The sequence below is a fragment of the Oscillospiraceae bacterium CM genome (assembly GCA_022870705.1).
GTDB lineage: Bacteria > Bacillota > Clostridia > Oscillospirales > Oscillospiraceae > Sporobacter.
This window is the reverse complement of the sequence record CP072107.1, coordinates 490,715-507,661: the sequence shown is the minus strand read 5'-3', so window position 1 is coordinate 507,661 and position 16,947 is coordinate 490,715. Positions and strand designations below refer to the sequence as shown.

General features: G+C 52.7%; 12 protein-coding genes. 3 read left to right on the top strand and 9 right to left on the bottom strand.

Features of this window, described 5'->3' with window-relative positions; genetic code table 11:
- Nucleotides 1-83 precede the first annotated feature (83 nt).
- Entirely contained in the window at nt 84-3,083 is a 3,000-nt protein-coding gene (locus IZU99_02540) for a PAS domain S-box protein (GenBank protein ID UOO38156.1), read from the top strand.
- A 129-nt stretch (nt 3,084-3,212) separates the two neighbouring features.
- Here IZU99_02540 and IZU99_02535 read toward each other — a convergent pair whose 3' ends face one another.
- From IZU99_02535 to IZU99_02515, 5 genes are all read right to left on the bottom strand, one after another.
- Nucleotides 3,213-4,226: an ABC transporter permease gene (locus IZU99_02535; GenBank protein ID UOO38155.1), complete on the bottom strand. Its 1,014-nt coding sequence runs from the start codon at nt 4,224-4,226 to the stop codon at nt 3,213-3,215.
- Nucleotides 4,223-4,945, bottom strand: a complete 723-nt coding sequence (locus IZU99_02530) for an ABC transporter ATP-binding protein (protein UOO38154.1) — start codon at nt 4,943-4,945, stop codon at nt 4,223-4,225. Before IZU99_02530 ends, IZU99_02535 begins: the two co-directional genes overlap by 4 nt.
- A 203-nt stretch (nt 4,946-5,148) precedes the next feature.
- Nucleotides 5,149-7,803 (bottom strand): cyanophycin synthetase, encoded by a 2,655-nt coding sequence (cphA, locus tag IZU99_02525; GenBank protein ID UOO38153.1) that lies wholly within the window; start codon nt 7,801-7,803, stop codon nt 5,149-5,151.
- A 2-nt stretch (nt 7,804-7,805) separates the two neighbouring features.
- Nucleotides 7,806-8,579 carry a cyanophycinase gene (locus IZU99_02520; GenBank protein ID UOO38721.1) on the bottom strand — a complete coding sequence of 258 codons (774 nt, stop codon included), beginning with the start codon at nt 8,577-8,579 and terminating at the stop codon, nt 7,806-7,808.
- A 44-nt stretch (nt 8,580-8,623) separates the two neighbouring features.
- Entirely contained in the window at nt 8,624-9,724 is a 1,101-nt protein-coding gene (locus IZU99_02515) for a beta-aspartyl-peptidase (protein UOO38152.1), read from the bottom strand.
- Between the two features lie 157 nt (nt 9,725-9,881).
- Here IZU99_02515 and IZU99_02510 point away from each other — a divergent pair, with 157 nt between their 5' ends.
- On the top strand, nt 9,882-10,247 hold the full coding sequence (locus IZU99_02510; protein UOO38151.1) for a DUF2512 family protein: 366 nt from the start codon (nt 9,882-9,884) through the stop codon (nt 10,245-10,247).
- Between the two features lie 77 nt (nt 10,248-10,324).
- Here the strand turns inward: IZU99_02510 and IZU99_02505 are convergent, their stop codons facing one another.
- Nucleotides 10,325-11,554 carry a 4Fe-4S binding protein gene (locus tag IZU99_02505; GenBank protein ID UOO38150.1) on the bottom strand — a complete coding sequence of 410 codons (1,230 nt, stop codon included), beginning with the start codon at nt 11,552-11,554 and terminating at the stop codon, nt 10,325-10,327.
- Between the two features lie 350 nt (nt 11,555-11,904).
- On the opposite strand from IZU99_02505, the gene IZU99_02500 reads away from it, so the two are divergent.
- On the top strand, nt 11,905-12,153 hold the full coding sequence (locus tag IZU99_02500) for a hypothetical protein (GenBank protein UOO38149.1): 249 nt from the start codon (nt 11,905-11,907) through the stop codon (nt 12,151-12,153).
- Nucleotides 12,154-12,173: 20 nt separating this feature from the next.
- Here IZU99_02500 and IZU99_02495 read toward each other — a convergent pair whose 3' ends face one another.
- From IZU99_02495 to thiT, 3 genes are all read right to left on the bottom strand, one after another.
- Nucleotides 12,174-13,904: a DUF4080 domain-containing protein gene (locus IZU99_02495; GenBank protein ID UOO38148.1), complete on the bottom strand. Its 1,731-nt coding sequence runs from the start codon at nt 13,902-13,904 to the stop codon at nt 12,174-12,176.
- Nucleotides 13,901-16,063, bottom strand: coding sequence for an RNA-binding transcriptional accessory protein (locus tag IZU99_02490; GenBank protein UOO38147.1), 2,163 nt, complete (start codon nt 16,061-16,063; stop codon nt 13,901-13,903). Before IZU99_02490 ends, IZU99_02495 begins: the two co-directional genes overlap by 4 nt.
- 193 nt (nt 16,064-16,256) lie before the next feature.
- Nucleotides 16,257-16,832, bottom strand: coding sequence for an energy-coupled thiamine transporter ThiT (thiT, locus tag IZU99_02485; protein ID UOO38146.1), 576 nt, complete (start codon nt 16,830-16,832; stop codon nt 16,257-16,259).
- Nucleotides 16,833-16,947 lie beyond the last annotated feature (115 nt).

Below are 16,947 nucleotides of genomic sequence, written 5' to 3'. Positions count from 1 at the left end.
TTTTTCCTTCTGCTGTTATGAAGCTTTGTAATGTATCGAAAATATTAACGAGAATCAAAAACATGCTGAAACTGAGGCCACCTATGAACAACTACACTTCCTATAAAAAAGTTCTTGAAAGCATGCCCGTTGGTTATGCACTGCATCAGATCATTCAAGACCGTGACGGGCGGCCCGTTGATTATGAATATATTGATGTAAACAGCGCCTTTGAGGCGGCGACAGGGCTCAAAGCATCTCAAGTCATCGGTCGGCGCGTGACAGAAGTCATCCCGACAATACGGGAAGATCGCTTCGATTGGATTGACGCTTACGGTGACGTGGCACTTAACGAGACAGTGCTTAATTTTGAGCATTTTTCAGAAGCGCTCGGGCGGTGGTACAGAATTAACGCGTACAGCCCGGAGCGCGGCTACTTTGTAACCCTTTTCAGTGATATCACCATCGAAAAAGAAGAGTTTGAAGTCTCCTCTGAGAGTGAAAAAAAGCTGAAAAGCTATATCGACGCCGCACCGCTCGGCATTGTCGCCGTAACGGCTGATGGCAGATTTCTTGACGTGAATACGCAGGCATGTGCCATATCCGGCTATACGCCGGAGGAACTATTAAAAATCAAGCCGCAGCGTCTTGTCGCTGCGCAAAGCCGTATCCTTGCGCTGATGTTTTTTAATGAGTTAATCGGTGCATCACAGGCTGACTGCCAGCTTCAAATCAAGACGAAAGTCGGCGAGCTCCGCTGGCTGTCTATTCATGCCCATGCGCAGTCGGAAAACCGTTTCCTTTTTTACTGTCAGGATATCACCTCGCATAAAGAACTGGAGGACGATCTCGTTAAAAGCGAGCTGCTTTACAGGACATTTATTAACGCGAGCAACAACATTATCTATCTGAAGGACGATCATCTGCGCTACATGATCGTCAACAACGCGCTGTTGGACGCTTGCGGCCTTGAAAGCTCCGAGATCATCGGGCGGAAAGACAGCGAAGTCGCGCTTGATTTCCACGCCGATGAGACAGACATGGCTGCTATTACCTCCAGAAACAGCAGCGTTACCGAGTTTTCGCACGGCGGCACCATATATGAAGCGGTCAAGTTCCCGGTGCCTATCGGCAATCTGAAAACAGGGGTCGGGGCTTATATCCGCGACATTACGGAAGAAAAAAAGCAGGAAGAAAAGCTTAAAAGGACAATGGCGCGCCACAGAATCCTCGCCAACGCTTTCATGATGACGTTTCAGACCGGTCAGGAGCAGCTCGAATACGCCCTTGGCGAAGCATTAACTCTGACGGGCAGCCAATACGGGTACATCTTCACCTATGATGAAGACCAGCGCGAGCTGACATTAAATTGCTGGACAAAGGGTGTTTTATCCGCCTGCATGATTCCTGATATGAAGCATGTTTATTCGCTCGATCAGACAGGCATCTGGGGTGAAGCCATCCGCCACCGCAGCCCGACAATCTTTAATAATTTCGACATGCCGCACCCTCTCAAGCGGGGCTACCCGGAAGGCCATATCGCGCTTAAAAACTATTTGTCCGTGCCGATTATTGTCAACGATAAAATTGTCGCGGCCGTTGGGCTTGCCAATAAAGCCTCCGATTACGACGAGGTTGACGTCTCAGAGCTGACCATGCTGATGACCGGTGTTTGGACGGCTGTCGAGAAGAAAAACGTTCAAAAGCGGATGGAAAATCTGTTTGAACAGACGCAGGCCATGTTTAATGAGCACGACGCCATTATGCTGCTTCTAAGCCCCGTTTCCGGTCAGATCATTGATGCAAACCCTGCCGCCGTCTCCTTCTACGGCTATTCGAAAGACGACCTGCTGTCCCTCACAATAGATAATATTAATGACGGCCCCGAAAATTTTGAGCCGGCTTCGGACCCCGACAGGCGCCGGTTTTACTCTACGTCCCACCGTCTTAAAAACGGCTACAAACGCGTTGTTGACGTTTATTCCTGTCCGATTACGCACAATAACGATCAGGTCGTTTTTTCCATCATCTTTGATGTGACAGAGCGGGAAAAGGCGTTTGCGGAAATTAAATACCTCAGTTTTCACGACCATCTGACAGGGCTCTACAACAGGCGTTATTTTGACTCGATGCTCTGCCAGATGAACGAAGAGCAGTACATGCCGTTGACGATTGTTATGGCGGACGTCAATGGTCTGAAGCTTATTAACGATTCGTTCGGCCATATTCAAGGCGACGAGCTGCTGCGCAGCGCGGCTGCTATCATCAAAGAGGGCTGCCGGAAAGAGGATATTTCTGCCCGCATCGGCGGCGATGAATTTGTCATCATCCTCCCGAATACGGACAATGCAGAGGCTGGTAAAATCGTCCGCCGTATCAAGAGGCTGCAATCAAAGGTCAAAATCAAGCAGCTTGACCTCTCCCTGTCCTTTGGCTACGCCGTCAAGCATACTGCTGCGTCCGATATGGACCTTGTTGTCTCGGAAGCGGAAAACAAAATGTATAAAAATAAAATGCACGAGAGCGCAAGCACACGAAACAAAACCGTCAGCATCATCATGAAGACACTTTATGAAAAGTGCTCCGGCGAAGTGGTTCACTCAAGCAGAGTCAGCAAAATTTCTGAGGCAATCGCCGCTGAAATGAATTTTGACGCCGAACAGCTCACACAAATTTCCGTTGCGGGATTGCTGCACGACATCGGCAAAATCGGCATCGACGATGGTATCTTGACAAAGCGCGGCGTTTTCACGAAGACTGAACGCGAAGAAATTCAAAAACATTCCGAATCCGGCTGGCGTATCCTGTGCAATTCTGACGAGCACGCCGGCATTGCCGATTACATCCTATATCACCATGAATACATTGACGGTAAAGGCTATCCGCGCGGCATCCGGGGGGATGCCATCCCGCTTGTGTCAAAAATCATTGCCGTTGCCGACGCGTATGACGCCATGACGAGCGACCGGCCCTATCGCGCCCGCATGACAAAAGAAGAAGCGGTTGAAGAGCTCATTCATAACAGCGGCACACAGTTTGATAAAGAGGTCGTCACCGTTTTTATCGAAAATGTTTTAAACAGCGGCCGTTACAGCGATATATAAAGCCTTTCTTTTTCCGCATGGCGGGCAAATCAATCTGGTCGAAAAGAGCACCTGCCGCTTTGGCAGGTGCTCTTCGTTGCGTATATCGTTTTGTTTGTCGGCTTTTCTTCATTTTGAATTTACATTCAATTAAATGCTTCTGTATTTTTTCAGCGCCAGTGTATTGATCAGCGACAGGAGCAACAGCAAACCCACCAAAACAAGCAGATAAGGCCAGACAGCAGTAATCCCTTCGCCCTTGAGGAGCACGGCCTTCAGTGCCGTACAGCCGTAATACACCGGCATTACGTAGCTTAAAATCCCTAAATGATAGGGCAGCGTGTCAATCGGGATCATTCCGGAGAAGAAAATCTGCGGGATAATGATGACCGGTATGAACTGGACAACCTGGAACTCATTGTTGGCAAAAATGGAGATAAACGTCCCCGTCGCGACGGCGGTGAACGCCAGGAGAACCATAATCAGCACAGCCAGCAGAACAGAACCGGAAAAATGGAGTCCCAGAACGCTTTGCGCATAAAGGACCAAAACGGCGCTTTGCATAGCGGCGAAAACACCAAACCCGGCTGTGTAGCCCGCGGCAACGGATAAGCGCTTCACCGGTGTCAACATCAGCCTTTCCATTGTCCCGGTTGTTCGCTCGCGGATAAACGACACGCCCGACAGGATGAAGACAACGAAAAATGCCATCACGCCTAAGAGGACATACCCGAGGCTGTCAAAGGTGCTTGTCACCTCACCATAAATATAGGAGAAACTAAGGCCCTGCTGTCCAGATGACGTTTCCAGCGCGTTTTTAACGGCCGTCGTGATCTTCCCCATTTTTACGCTGTCCGGCTCCAGCATTTTGATGTCGGCAGAGCCCGGTGCCATGGAGAGGTAGGCATCAATGTCGCCGTTTTTCAGAAGTGTCTCAACATCAGCGTCTGCTGCAAGATGTGTGACAGTCACGTCCTGTTCTTCAAGGCGTGTCACAGCCTGACTCGGCATAGAGCTTGAAACAGCCAGTTTAGGGACGTATGGGCTGTCTCCCAGCAGCAGAAACAGCAGTGTGAGAATCATAAGCGGCGCGATAAAAATGAGCGCGAGTGAGCGCTTATCGTTTGCCATCTGGCGGATAACTCTCAAAAAAACACCCTTCATTCCGCCGCACCTGCTTTCCCGGCCATGAAGAAAAGCTCTTCCAAACTGCCGGAGGCTGTTTTGTCCTTCAAGGCTGCAACGGTGTCATGCTCGATTAAAAGCCCCTGATACAAAAGTGCCGCCTTCTTGCACTTATCCGCTTCATCCATCACATGCGTCGAAATGATAATCGTCTTGCCGCGTGCGGCAAGATCGTTAAATTTGTCCCAAATCGTCTGGCGCAGGAGCGGGTCAATGCCGACGGTCGGCTCATCTAAAACAAGGATATCCGGGTCGTGCAACAGCGCAACCGCCAAAGACAGCCTCTTTTTCATGCCCCCGGAATAATTGCAGACGAGTTTGTTTTGATCATCCGTCAGATTGACGAGCGTGAGCATCCGCGTGGCAGCGTCCTTTAACCGCGCGCCTTTGAGCCCGTAAAGCCTGCCAAAAAACAGGAGATTGTCAAGTCCTGTTATGTCGTTGTACACGGCGTCATTTTGGGGCATATAACCGATATGACGGATAGACGCCATTGTCGGGATTTTCTCCCCGTCGTAGGTAATCGTCCCGCCGTCGGGGCAAAGCGCGCCGGTAATCAGCCGGATGAGCGTCGTTTTCCCGGCGCCGGACGGCCCCAACAAGCACAATATCTCCCCCGGCTGTGCCGTTAAAGAAATGCCGGATAAGACACGCAAGTGCCCGAACCGCTTCCCGACATCGTTTATGTCAATAACCATAAAACACCCCGTTTCCCCGTCATCAGAAATTTAAGCCAACCAACAATTTCACCTGATATTATGAAAGCACAACAGCCGATAATTTGCAACGGTGTGTTGACAAACGGTAAGACAAATTTTTCCGGGCATCTTGACAAGTCAAAGACCTTCTGAGGCTGTTTAGCGCTCTAAGAAGGTCTTTAGGTTTTATTACGTCAGCTTGATTAAACACAGGCTAAAATCTTGCTGTTGATGCCGGGATACTGTTTAATAGCACCCAGCTCATCGAGCAGGCGCTGTAGCGGTGTGAGTTTTTCATAAAAAATAACAACAAGGTCTCCCCGGCGCGCTGCCGTCAAGGCCTGCATGGCAGCCGCCGTTTCGTCTAGAACAATTTCCAGACTGTCCCGTGAAAATCCGATTTCAAAGGCCGAAGCGGCAATTCGGTGTGCCACCTCGCCAGACGCCCTGCCGCGCCTATCTGTGTCTTCCTTGACATAAAGCCTGTCAAAAGACGCCCCGCAGAGGCGCCCGACCGCCGCAATGGATGCGTCCGTTCTGTCGCCTGGCATGCCCACAACACCGATTAGGCGGCGCGGCGTGAGATTTTGGCAGACGGCGACGGCATTTTCATATCCGGCGGGATTGTGCCCATAGTCGAGCATGACGGCCACGCCGCTGTAATCGTATAATTCGAAACGGCCGATATTGTCCGTAAAGCTTAACAGACCGGCTCTGATCTGTTCCGCCGGGATTTTCAGGGCGTACAGGGCCGCGGTAGCTGCCAGCGCATTATCAACATTGCAGGTGATGCGCCCGCCGAGTGTCACCGGAATCTCGTTGACGCGCACAATGCCAAGGCGCTTTTCGCCGTCTATGACGCGAATCCAGCCGCCCTCATTAAAGACGCGAATGCCGTTTAGGCCGTCAAACTGACTGTCGGCTTCGGGGGCATTATAAAACAAAACCGGTTCGGCGTTGATCCTTTTTTGCATCAGGCGCTTTAAAATCCCAGGTGTCGCCGCGTCGAGCGCATTGACAACAGCATAGCCGCCGTCCTTGACAGCCTCAGCGACAAGCGATTTGACAAAAACGAGGTCTTCCAGCGTCTCAACACCGTCAAGCCCGAGATGATCCTCCGTGATGTTCGTAATAACGCCAACGTCGGCGCTGTCGTAACCCAGCCCCTCTCGGATGATCCCACCGCGCGCCGTCTCCAACACGGCGGCGTCGACGGCCTTGTTCGCGAGTAGCGAGCGAGCGCTCGTAGGCCCGGAATTGTCCCCCCGGCAAATGCATTTTTTGTTGATAAAGGTCCCGCTCGTGCTCGTCAGCCCAACAGTTTTCCCTGTTGTCATTAAAACGTGCTGAATAAGCCGGGCTGTCGTCGTCTTGCCATTTGTCCCCGTGACGGAGACAATAGGGAACTGCGTTGACGAAACATCCGGGAACAAAAGGCTAACGATGTCGGCCGCCACATCACGCGCTTTGCCGGCCGACGGATACAGATGCATTCGTATGCCGGGCGCCGTGTTGACCTCCACGATGACGCCGCCTGTCTCAAGGATAGACTTCGATATATCGGCCGTCACGATGTCAATGCCAGCGATATCAATGCCGATCGCAGCGGCGGCGCGGACAGCCAGTTCCGCATTATCGGGGTGAATGATGTCCGTACAGTCGACGGCGGTTCCGCCCGTGCTGATATTGCCGTTTTCACGCAGAAAGACGATTGCGCCCTCTTGCAGCACCGTATCAGGCGTCATGCCGAACTTTTCCAGCAGCTTGACCGCGATGTCATCCAGCCGGATTTTAGTCAGGGGCCGCTCATGCTTATCACCACGGTTGGGGTCACTGTTCACACGCTCGACAAGCGCGCGAATCGTCAAAACGCCATCACCCTGCACACAGGCGGGTACGCGCTTGGCTACAGCTTTGACGGCGCTGCCAACAACAAGCACGCGGTAATCCGACCCCGTGACATACTGTTCAACGATGACCCCGCTGGAATATTTGGACGCGTTGGCAAACGCCTCCCGGATTTCCGAAGGCTCACGCAGATTAAGATGGACGCCTTTTCCCTGATTGCTGTCAAGCGGTTTAATGACAACCGGCATGCCGATTTGCCCGGCAGCCATCAGCGCCGACATTTCAGAGTAGACAACCTTGCCGTACGGCACCGGGATTTTCTGCTCACTGAGCAGGTGCTTTGACAGCTGTTTGTTGCACGAGATATCGGCGCAGATACAGGCTGTTGCGTCTGTCAGCGTCGACTCTACAAGACGGCTGTTTTTGCCGTACCCTAACCGGATAAGGCTTTCATTGGCAATCCGCGTGACCGGAATCCCGCGCTTTTTGGCCTCGTCGGCAATAGCCTGCGTGCTGGGGCCAAGCTCTGCTTCGACAGATATTTTCTTCAGGTATGCCATGAGGTCGTCGATAGCGACGGCGCGGCCATCAATCAGGTTGTTAAAAATCATGACGGCAGCCTTGGCGCACTCCAATGCGCAAACTTCATTTAAATATTCGCAAACAAGGTAGTATTTGTCGGGCTCTTGAACAGTGCGCGTTTTGCCAAACGACACGTCATACCCCAAGATAACCTGCATCTCCAAAATGACATGCTCTAAAACATGTCCGAGATACGTCCCCTCCCGGAGTCTCTCCAGAAATCCGCCGGAGTAGCCAAGCGCACAGCAGTTTGTCCGAAGCCCGGGAAAGAGCGCGAGAAGCTCCTCGTTAAAATGCGGGATATCTTTTGTCGGAATATCCCCATACCGTCCGATATCGACAACCATTTTGATGACCGGCTTGTGGCTGTAAATGTTTTTGCCGCCGTAAGAAAACAACTCGTCGATTGTTATTGGATTGGCCTTCATATTTAAAATCGCATAACCTTTCTATTTGTGAGATCAAAGCCATAGCCCTGCGGCAGAATGTCGACGGTGACCCCGACAATTGCCAGAATCTCGTTTTGCTGAAGCTCAGAGACGTTGGAGCTCAGAATAGACCGCCCATCGAGAATTGTCACGGCATTTGATCCGACAACCTCAAAGTGCATGTCTGGGTAAAGCTTAATGGACGTGTCCTCATCAATACCGATGCCGAGAACAGCGGGATTTTCCGCAATCCCGCACATCAGCCGCCCGAAACGCCCGCGCTGGTCAAAGTGCTGGTCGATGATGACGCCGTCTAGGAGTCCAAGACCGGGCGCCATTTTCAGCGTGCATTTTTTTGCCGGCTCATGATCGTCGCCGTTGACGATCATGGTTGAACTCATGACAGACGCGCCCGCGCTCGTCCCCATGACGACGCCGCCGGATGCATAGAGATTTTTAATGCCGGCACCGAATTTTGTGCCGCCCAGAATGCTCGTCAGGCGCAGCTGGTCGCCGCCCGTCATAAAGAGGCCTTTTGCCTTGTGAAGCTGTGTGCAAGATGCCTCGTCGGCCGCCTCTTCGCGCGTTGCGATGTTCATGATTTGAACGTTCTTAATGCCCAGCTCGTGAAAAACCTCCAAGTAATTGCGTCCGGCCTCTTCCGGCTTTTCCGTTGCCGTCGTCAGCACAATTAGGCGCTCCGTGTCCACAATGAGTTCGGCTGCCTGGCGCAAAATGATGCTGCCGTTTTTTTTATCCTCGGCGCCGCCGATCATGATGAGATAGCCCTTTGATGATTCCACGTCTGTCTCCCCAATTGTCACGGCCTGCTGAAGAGAAGCTTTCCTTTGCCAAAAAGCATTCTCAAACGCTGCTCGTCGTCTGTTATCAGGATGTCGGCATCACCGCCCTCCCGAAGGTTCCCCTTGCGGGGGTGTAATTTCAAAACAGCCGCCGCGTTTGTTGAAAAGAGGCGGACGGCTTCTCCCGGCATTAAAATCGACTGCTGTATTATTTCCTTAAAGTCACGATAAAATGCCCCCACTTCCGTCACCCCGCCTGTTGGTATGCTGCCCCCGGCGTCGGAGCTAACCGACACGCGGGAGAGGTCGGCGGCTTCGGCAAGAAGGATGCTCACCGCCTCCGCGACGGGGATGCCGTCCCGCTCGCCTGCCGTCAGGTCAATCAGTCCGCCCGATTTGACGAATCCGACGGCTTCGCTAAAAAGCTTCCGGTTTCTGTTGACGTGGGTGGGAATAAACATCGTTATCGGCAGGTCGGAATTTTCAAGGATATCCGTCACAGCACCCAGCCCTTTTTTACCGTCGCCAACATGCAGATGCATCACACCGGCCTTTCCGGCCAGCAGACCGCCAAGGTGCAGTTGGGCCGCTATTTTAATCAGGTCCTCAGTACTCGGGCAGGAGGAACGGTGGTCAGAGACGGCGATTTCACCGCCGCCAATAACGGTGTCAATGAACACCATGTCCTTTACGAGGCTCCCCGTCAGCGTCACCGGCGGAAGCGCATAGCTCCCGGAATAGATATATGTTGTCAACCCTGCCGCTTCCAGCGCCTTTGCCTTGGCAAACAAAGCCTCCATGCTGCGCGTGACGCCGTCCGCCCCCAGAAGGCCGACGAGCGTTGTAATACCCGCGGCAATGATGTCTTCAGCCATGAGTTCGCCCACATGGCTATCAAAACCCGTTTCACCGCCACCGCCTGTGATATGCGCATGCATATCAATGAGCCCGGGGAACGCATATAAGCCATCGGCATCTATGGTGTGCGCCAGATGAATATTGTCTTCCAGCACGCCAGGCATCGTTATTTTAAAAATTTTATCGCCTGCTATTAAAATGTCTTTTTTCCCAACGGGCTTTGGTGTATAGCAGGATATGTTCCGAAGCATCGTCAGCAAAAAATCACCTCTGACGAAAATATTGTGCAGTAATTTAAAAAATCTATTCGGTAAATCTTGTATTCCCATCTTTTAGCGGAATATCTCGTTTTCCGATGGAGATTCTAAAGACACCAAATATATCTGTTGGCAAATCATTAATAAAGAGGTGAAACAGTTGAAACATCTCGTGGCAATCCTTTTTAAATTTGTTATCGTCCTTGTTCTCTTGGAGATTCTTCTGAATCTGATGACGGCGCTCACAGTTGGCCAGATTTTCATGATCTCGCTGGCTGTCACTGTTGTGGGCTATATCATTGTTGACCTTTTGCTTTTGTCGCATACCAATAATATGGTCGCAACGCTCTGCAATGCCGTTTTGTCTTTTCTCACAATCTATTCCTTTACTTTCTGGTCAAGATATCCGTCTATTTCAGTCGGTGCCGCCATTTTCAGCGCCATCATCCTTGCCGTCGGCGACTGGTTCTTTCACAGGTACCTTATCAGATCCATCTATCCAAACCGCAGAAAGCATCATCCGTAAAAGCACCCTCACGCAAAAAAGCGCCCCCGTCACTGTGGCGGGGGCGCTTGGTCGTTTCACCGTGCGGCGGCTTTATCTTAGAATTGCCGAACGAAAATATCTTCATCCTCAATGAGGCTTTCCGCCGTTTCAAATCCGAGGCTTTTTAAAAGGCTCAAGACTGCCGGATTCTCCAGCGGCGTCGCAAATGACGCCTCGTCGCCATAATCATTGACAAAACGCCTGCCATAATCTTTTTCAATCAGAACCTTCGGCCCTCCAACGCAGCCGCCGTCACAGCCCATACCCTCAAGGTAATTCGCTGTCACGGCATCGTTTTTCAAGTCATCCAAAAGCTTTCGGCAAGCCGCTGTACCGTCTGCCTGAACGGCTTTAACCACAATGTGCCGCCCCGGCCGCAGCCGCCTGACCGTCTCGGAGACGGCCTCGCTGACGCCGCCTGTCCTGCCGTAAATCCGCCCGGCACGGGACGACTGCTCTTCAGGCTCCGCCGTCAGATGCGCCATGTCGATTTCAAATGCGTCAAACAGGTCCTTCATCTCTTCAAATGTCAGCACAAAGTCGACAATACCCTGAAGGTCTTTTTCCCGCGCTTCCACCTTTTTGGCGATACACGGCCCGATAAAGACCGTGACGGCTTTAGGGTCAAGCCGTTTGAGAACACGCGCGCAAGCCACCATCGGTGAGACGAGGTCTGGCAGATGCGAAACGAATTGTTTATAGCCGCGGCGCACCATGGCAATCCAGATTGGGCAGCAGCAGCTCGTGAGCATATAGTCGGTATCGGTAATAATCTCCCGGTCGAACAAAAGAGCCTCTTTTAATGTCAGAATATCGGCAAACAGCGCGACCTCCGCCATGTCGGCAAATCCGATTTTTTTAAAGGCACACCGCAGCCGCCCGGCACTGGCGGCCTCCCCGAATTGGCCGATAATCGATGGTGCAACCATCGCGTAGACGGTACCGGGCGCTTTTTTAACGGCTTCAAGCACGGGCAGAATATCTTTGCTTTGCGTCAGTTTGCCGCTCTTGCAAGCCTGAATACAGGCTGAGCAGCCAACGCAGAGGCTCTCGTCAATCATAAGCGCCCCCGTTTCATCACGCCGGATGGCCTTATAAAGGCACGCCGCGGTGCAAGGGGCCTCTTCCCCGTCCTTGCAGTCGCAGGGGCTTTGCTGCCAGACGGGCGCATGTTTTTCAGGATGCAGGAGCTTGTCCACCAGGTGTGCGTCAGTTTCGGTCACGGTCGCCTCGCCTTTGACAGCCGATTTTAGCATCTGTTTGTAGAGCTGATTGAAGGATTCCATATCTTCGCTTCCTTATATCTTTATACGACATATTATCGAAATTTTAACCGCGTGCTTCATAATCATGCATTAAACATGTCGGGCTGGTATGATAAGTGTCCTTTCTGCATTTTTCGAGCCAATTCCATTATATGCCGGTCTTGTCGTGTTTGCAAGGCTGCGCAAATCGTCGCTTTATCCATCCAATTCCTGCCGCCCCGTTTTAATCAGCCCGAGAAATTGCTAGCTTTCAGAACAAGAAACACAAATTTACAATAAGTTTACACTTTATTCAACTCATTGACGGATTTATTGGAGATAATATAAACAGCAGGTTAACACCATCAACCGCCTGAAACGGGGGTCATCATATGAGCGCAGCGCATTCCGCCGCCGGCGCATCACCGAAAAATAAAGCCAAGGCCGGTGCGGGTGATACCGCGCCCGTTCAAGCAAAGGGCATGGAGCGGCTTCGAAAAATTCGCATCAAATGGCCGCATCTGGTCGCCGTCATCCTGATTTTTGCTATCTTGATTGTCGGGACAATTCTCGTCATCTCCAGAGCCTCTAAAGTTGATACGTCCCACGTCATTTTACCCAGCCAGGTATTGCAGCTATAAGCAAAAACGGCGCACCGATTCTATGTCGGCGCGTCGTCTTTTTCCGGCAGCTTGACAAAAGTAAGCGCGTATTCCCCGGTGACGGGGTCTTTGTCGCGGTAATCGGCGTACACCAGCACCTTTTCGGAACAAAGCAGCGCATACCCGCGGCGGGTACCTTTTGGGTTTTGTGCTAAACCTTGTGCCATTTCAGCGTCTCTGAGTCGGTTGACAGCCTTTTTAAATCGATCATCGTGCATTTTAAGCATGGACGGCAGCTTACCGGATACGTTCGTCGCCAGCCTGTCGCAAACCATCCGGTCGCGCAAAACAGCGCCGTCAACGCCCGGCAGCGCCGAGAAAAAATTAAGGATTCTGGCTGTCAGCTCGTCAAGTGACGAGCCTTTTTTCATATATGCGTTAAGAAATTCCCCGGCTTTTGAAAAAAGTTCAAACGGCGTCAGCCCGCTTTGCTTAAGGACATAGACGAGTGTCCGCCGAAAACGCCCGCTGTTATAGAGTCGTTCCAAGGCCTCTGCCGTTTGTTGCAATACATCAAAAGCGGCCGGGGTCAGCCACGGCGTCATCCTCACTTCATACGGCGGTACCAATGAGAAGCGGCATACGTCAACAAGCGGGTCTTCCCGGAGCGGTGCGCCGTGGAGGAGCTTTAAAAACCCTAGCTGCAGCACATGCGGCGAGAGAGCAAAGGCTTTGTTGAAACTCTCGGCGAAGCACTGTAAATCTTCAAAGGGAAGCCCCGCAATGAGGTCAATATGAATGTGGATGTTGCCGAGTGCTGTAAGGCGCTCGATGTTATGCTTAAGGCGGGCACAATCCGTCCGCCTGTTGATGGCCTCAAGCGTGGGCGCATGAAAGCTTTGCAACCCGATTTCAAACTGGAACAAACCCTTCGGCGCCGCCGCCAGCACATCGAGTGTCTCGTCGTCCAACAGTTCCCCGGCAATTTCAAAATGAAAAGAGACGCCTTCCGGAATTCCCTTTCCGGCGTGTCTGATTAGAAACTGAAAAATCGTCCGCGCGCGGCGCTTGTCAGCGTTAAACGTCCTGTCAACGAGCTTAACGGTCTGCGTGCCGCTGTTTGCCAAAAGCAGCATATCCCGCTTTGCCCGTTCCAGATTAAAAAAGCGAACAGTGCCAGTCCTGCCGGACAGGCAGAAGGCGCAGGCAAACGGGCAGCCCCGGCTCGTCTCCAAATAAGCGATCCTTCCGTTTAGCGCCATGAAATATGCCTCGGTATACGGATTGGGCGGGTCGTCGGACGCGGCATACGGTGGTGCGATGGCGACACCGCCGCCGCTCCTATAGCAGAGGCCGGGAATACCGGCTGTGCTGCCGCCGGAGGTAAGCGCTGTCAGAAGCCGCGCGAAGGGCATTTCGCCTTCCCCGGATATGACGTAGTCCACGAGCGGCTCGTCACGCAGAATATCTCCGGTGTTATAGCTGACCTCCGGGCCGCCGAGAATGATAACGGCGTCCGGCAGCGCATTTTTGATGACAGGCAGCAGCTTTTTGATAAACGCGATATTCCAGATATAGCAGGAAAGCCCGAGAACGCCCGGGCTTTTTTCAATGATTCGCGCGGCAACAGCCGCGAGCTCTTCATTCACTGTTCCCTCAACAACTTCGGCTGAGACCGCGCCGTCACCAAACGTTTCAAGCCCCGCCAGCAGATACCACGGTGCGAGTGACGCGTGGATATATTTTGAATTGATGGCGGCGATAACGGCGTGCAGGCAACCTCCGCTCATGCTTGTCGGCCTGCTTTATCACGCTTTTTCATGGATAGCGATATCCGTTTTTTTGCCTGATCGACGCCGAGCACGGTGACGGTGACAACGTCGCCGACTTTGACGATCTCCGACGGGTGTTTAATATAGCGGTCGGTGACCTCAGAGATGTGCACCAGCCCGTCCTGATGGACGCCGATGTCGACGAAAACACCAAAGTCAATGACATTACGCACCGTTCCGGTCAGCTCCATGCCCGGCATTAGGTCACTCATGTCCATCACATCCGTCCGGAGCATCGGCGGCGGCAGCTCGTCTCTCAAATCGCGCCCCGGCTTTTGCAGCTCTCGGACAATATCGCGCAGCGTCGGAACGCCGACGCCGACAGCCGCAGCCGCCTGCGTTTCCCCATATTCCGTAACGCGCGCGCCAAGCGCCGCAAGGCCAGCCTTGTCCGCCATTGTAAGATTCAGCAACGTCAAAAGCTGTTCCGCCGCCGCGTAGGACTCGGGATGCACACCCGTATTGTCGAGAACGTTTTTCCCGCCAGGGATGCGCAGAAAGCCCACAGACTGCTCATAAGCCTTCGGCCCCAGCTTCGAAACCTTTTTAAGCTCCGGCCTGCTTTTAAAATGCCCTTGTTCGTCGCGGTAAGCGACGATATTCTTCGCAACCGTCGCGTTGAGACCCGAAATATAGGTCAGTAAATACATTGAAGCAGTATTCAAATCAACGCCGACGTTGTTGACGCAGTCCTCTACAACGCCGCCGAGCGCATCGTCGAGCCGCGCGGGCGGCATATCATGCTGGTATTGGCCGACGCCGATGGCTTTTGGGTCGATCTTCACAAGCTCGGCCAGCGGGTCAAGAAGCCGCCGCGCGATGGACACGGCACTTCTTTGCGTCACATCGAAATCGGGGAACTCCTCCGCCCCCAGCTTCGACGCCGAGTAGACAGACGCCCCTGCCTCGCTCACCACCATGTATCCGACGGGTCGATCCAGCTCTGAAATCAGCTCGGCGATAAAAAGCTCAGACTCCTTGGAGGCTGTGCCGTTGCCGATGGCAATCGCGTCAACCTTGTGCTTTTCAATGAGCCTTTTCAGGTCGCGCTTGGCTTCCTCCGTCTTTTTCTGCGGTGGCGTGGGGTAGACAACCGTTGTGTCAAGCACCTTGCCCGTCTCACTGACGACGGCAATTTTGCACCCCGTTCGGTAGGCGGGGTCAAGCCCCAAAATGACCTTGTTTTTAACGGGTGGCTGCAAGAGCAATGGCTTTAAATTCAGCGCAAACATCCGGATGGCCTGTTCAGAGGCTTTGTCCGTCAGCTCCCCCCGCACCTCGCGCTCGACTGACGGCGCGATGAGCCTTTTCCAGGCGTCCTCGGCACATGAAGCAACTGTCTCCGTCGTCACGGAACCGGGGACTGCAAAAGCGTCAACGAGAATTTTTATCGCTGAATCGTCGTTCAGTTCAATTCCGACCTTTAGAAAATCCTCTTTTTCGCCCCGGTTGATCGCCAATATCCGATGGCTCGGTATCCGGCTGACAGGCTCTGAATAATCGGCATACATTTCATAAACGGATTTCTCCGCCTTCACCGCTTTTGAAACAAGCCTGCCTTCCCGGTACAGCAAGGCGCGCAGGTGCTTACGGCATGCGGCATCGTCGGAGATTTCCTCGGCGACGATGTCCATCGCGCCGGAGAGCGCCTCTTCCCATGTTGTAACACCTTTCTCGGCGTCGATATAGGGGGATGCGATATCAGCAAGGCTGCCTTTTTTTAGGCGTTGCGCCAAAACGATTTCCGCAAGTGTCCCCAGCCCTTTTTCCCGCGCCATTGTCGCGCGTGTCCGGCGCTTTGGCCGGTAGGGGCGATAAATATCCTCAACCTCGGATAGCGCCGCCGCGCTATCTATGGCTGCCCTCAAGTCATCCGTTAGCTTCTCCTGCGCGGCGATACTCTCCTTGACCTCTTCCTTGCGCTTTTCAAGACTGCGCAGATACGTTAATCGGTCGCTTAATTCCCGAAGGACCTGGTCGTCGCAGGAGCCTGTCATCTCTTTGCGGTAGCGGGCAATAAACGGAATGGTGTTCCCGTCGTCAAGAAGTGAAATAATATTGGCCACATGCTCAGGCTTCAGCTTAAACGCGGCGGCCAGCAGCGATTTGATATCCATACGTTACCTCATGTCATTTGTTGATAAGGATTATAGCATACCCGGGGATAAAAAGCGCCTGTATCGAAAAAGCATGAGACATATTTGCTTTTTTGAGTAGTCACCGGCGGGCATGACGACGAAGAGGAACAGAGGCGATATGACGCTTCTGTTCCTCTTATGCGTTTCAGTTTAGCTGCGACGGTACTGAATTCTAGGCTGTTCTGTTGCGATTGCGGTCGATTCTGTCGAGAACCGGGACAAGAATGGCAACAACTACGGCGGTAATGATGATTTCCCACACCATATAGGTGCCGTTATAGGTCAGCGAATACAGCCACACGGGCGTCCCTTCGGGGGCGTAGCTGCCCCAGATGAGGATGCCGCTGAAAAAATGGCAAGTTAGCCGCAAGACTGTGACGGCCACAGCACCCACCGCAGCACTGATCACCTTGTTTTTAAAGGGCTTCCCAAAGAAAGCTGCTGTGCCGAGCACGGTAAAGGCGATAACATAGTCCAGTAAGACGACGCCGGCAAACGCCATAAAGGTCTTGGCCGGGGGCGGGTAGAAGCCGGGGGGCAAAATCATCTGCAAGAGGCTGTATACAAAGGCTGCGGCAAGGCCCCATTTGACGCCATGACGATATGACACGAGGACTAAGGGTGCCATGCTGGCCAGCGTGACGGCGCCGCCCTGTGGAAACTCATAGAGCTTGATAAAGCTCAGCACGACCGACATGGCGATCATCATTGCGCACTCAACTAAAATGAGGGTTGTTTTTCTTTTCATATCCTTCTCCTTTAACAATTTACTGCAACGGTACCTGGCTGGGAGATGCTCGCGCAGAGAAGGCCCCCCGAAGGCGGCATCAGCATGCCTTAAAAAAATAAAGGCACCCTGCAAA

Bases quoted from the DNA above. Each gene is read 5' to 3' on its own strand.
- IZU99_02500 (UOO38149.1), top strand. From the start codon at position 11,905: ATGAGCGCAGCGCATTCCGCCGCCGGCGCATCACCGAAAAATAAAGCC.
- thiT (UOO38146.1), bottom strand. From the start codon at position 16,832: ATGAAAAGAAAAACAACCCTCATTTTAGTTGAGTGCGCAATGATGATC.
- IZU99_02530 (UOO38154.1), bottom strand. From the start codon at position 4,945: ATGGTTATTGACATAAACGATGTCGGGAAGCGGTTCGGGCACTTGCGT.
- IZU99_02540 (UOO38156.1), top strand. From the start codon at position 84: ATGAACAACTACACTTCCTATAAAAAAGTTCTTGAAAGCATGCCCGTT.
- IZU99_02505 (UOO38150.1), bottom strand. From the start codon at position 11,554: ATGGAATCCTTCAATCAGCTCTACAAACAGATGCTAAAATCGGCTGTC.
- IZU99_02520 (UOO38721.1), bottom strand. From the start codon at position 8,579: ATGATCGGCGGCGCCGAGGATAAAAAAAACGGCAGCATCATTTTGCGC.
- cphA (UOO38153.1), bottom strand. From the start codon at position 7,803: ATGAAGGCCAATCCAATAACAATCGACGAGTTGTTTTCTTACGGCGGC.
- IZU99_02495 (UOO38148.1), bottom strand. From the start codon at position 13,904: ATGAGCGGAGGTTGCCTGCACGCCGTTATCGCCGCCATCAATTCAAAA.
- IZU99_02535 (UOO38155.1), bottom strand. From the start codon at position 4,226: ATGAAGGGTGTTTTTTTGAGAGTTATCCGCCAGATGGCAAACGATAAG.
- IZU99_02490 (UOO38147.1), bottom strand. From the start codon at position 16,063: ATGGATATCAAATCGCTGCTGGCCGCCGCGTTTAAGCTGAAGCCTGAG.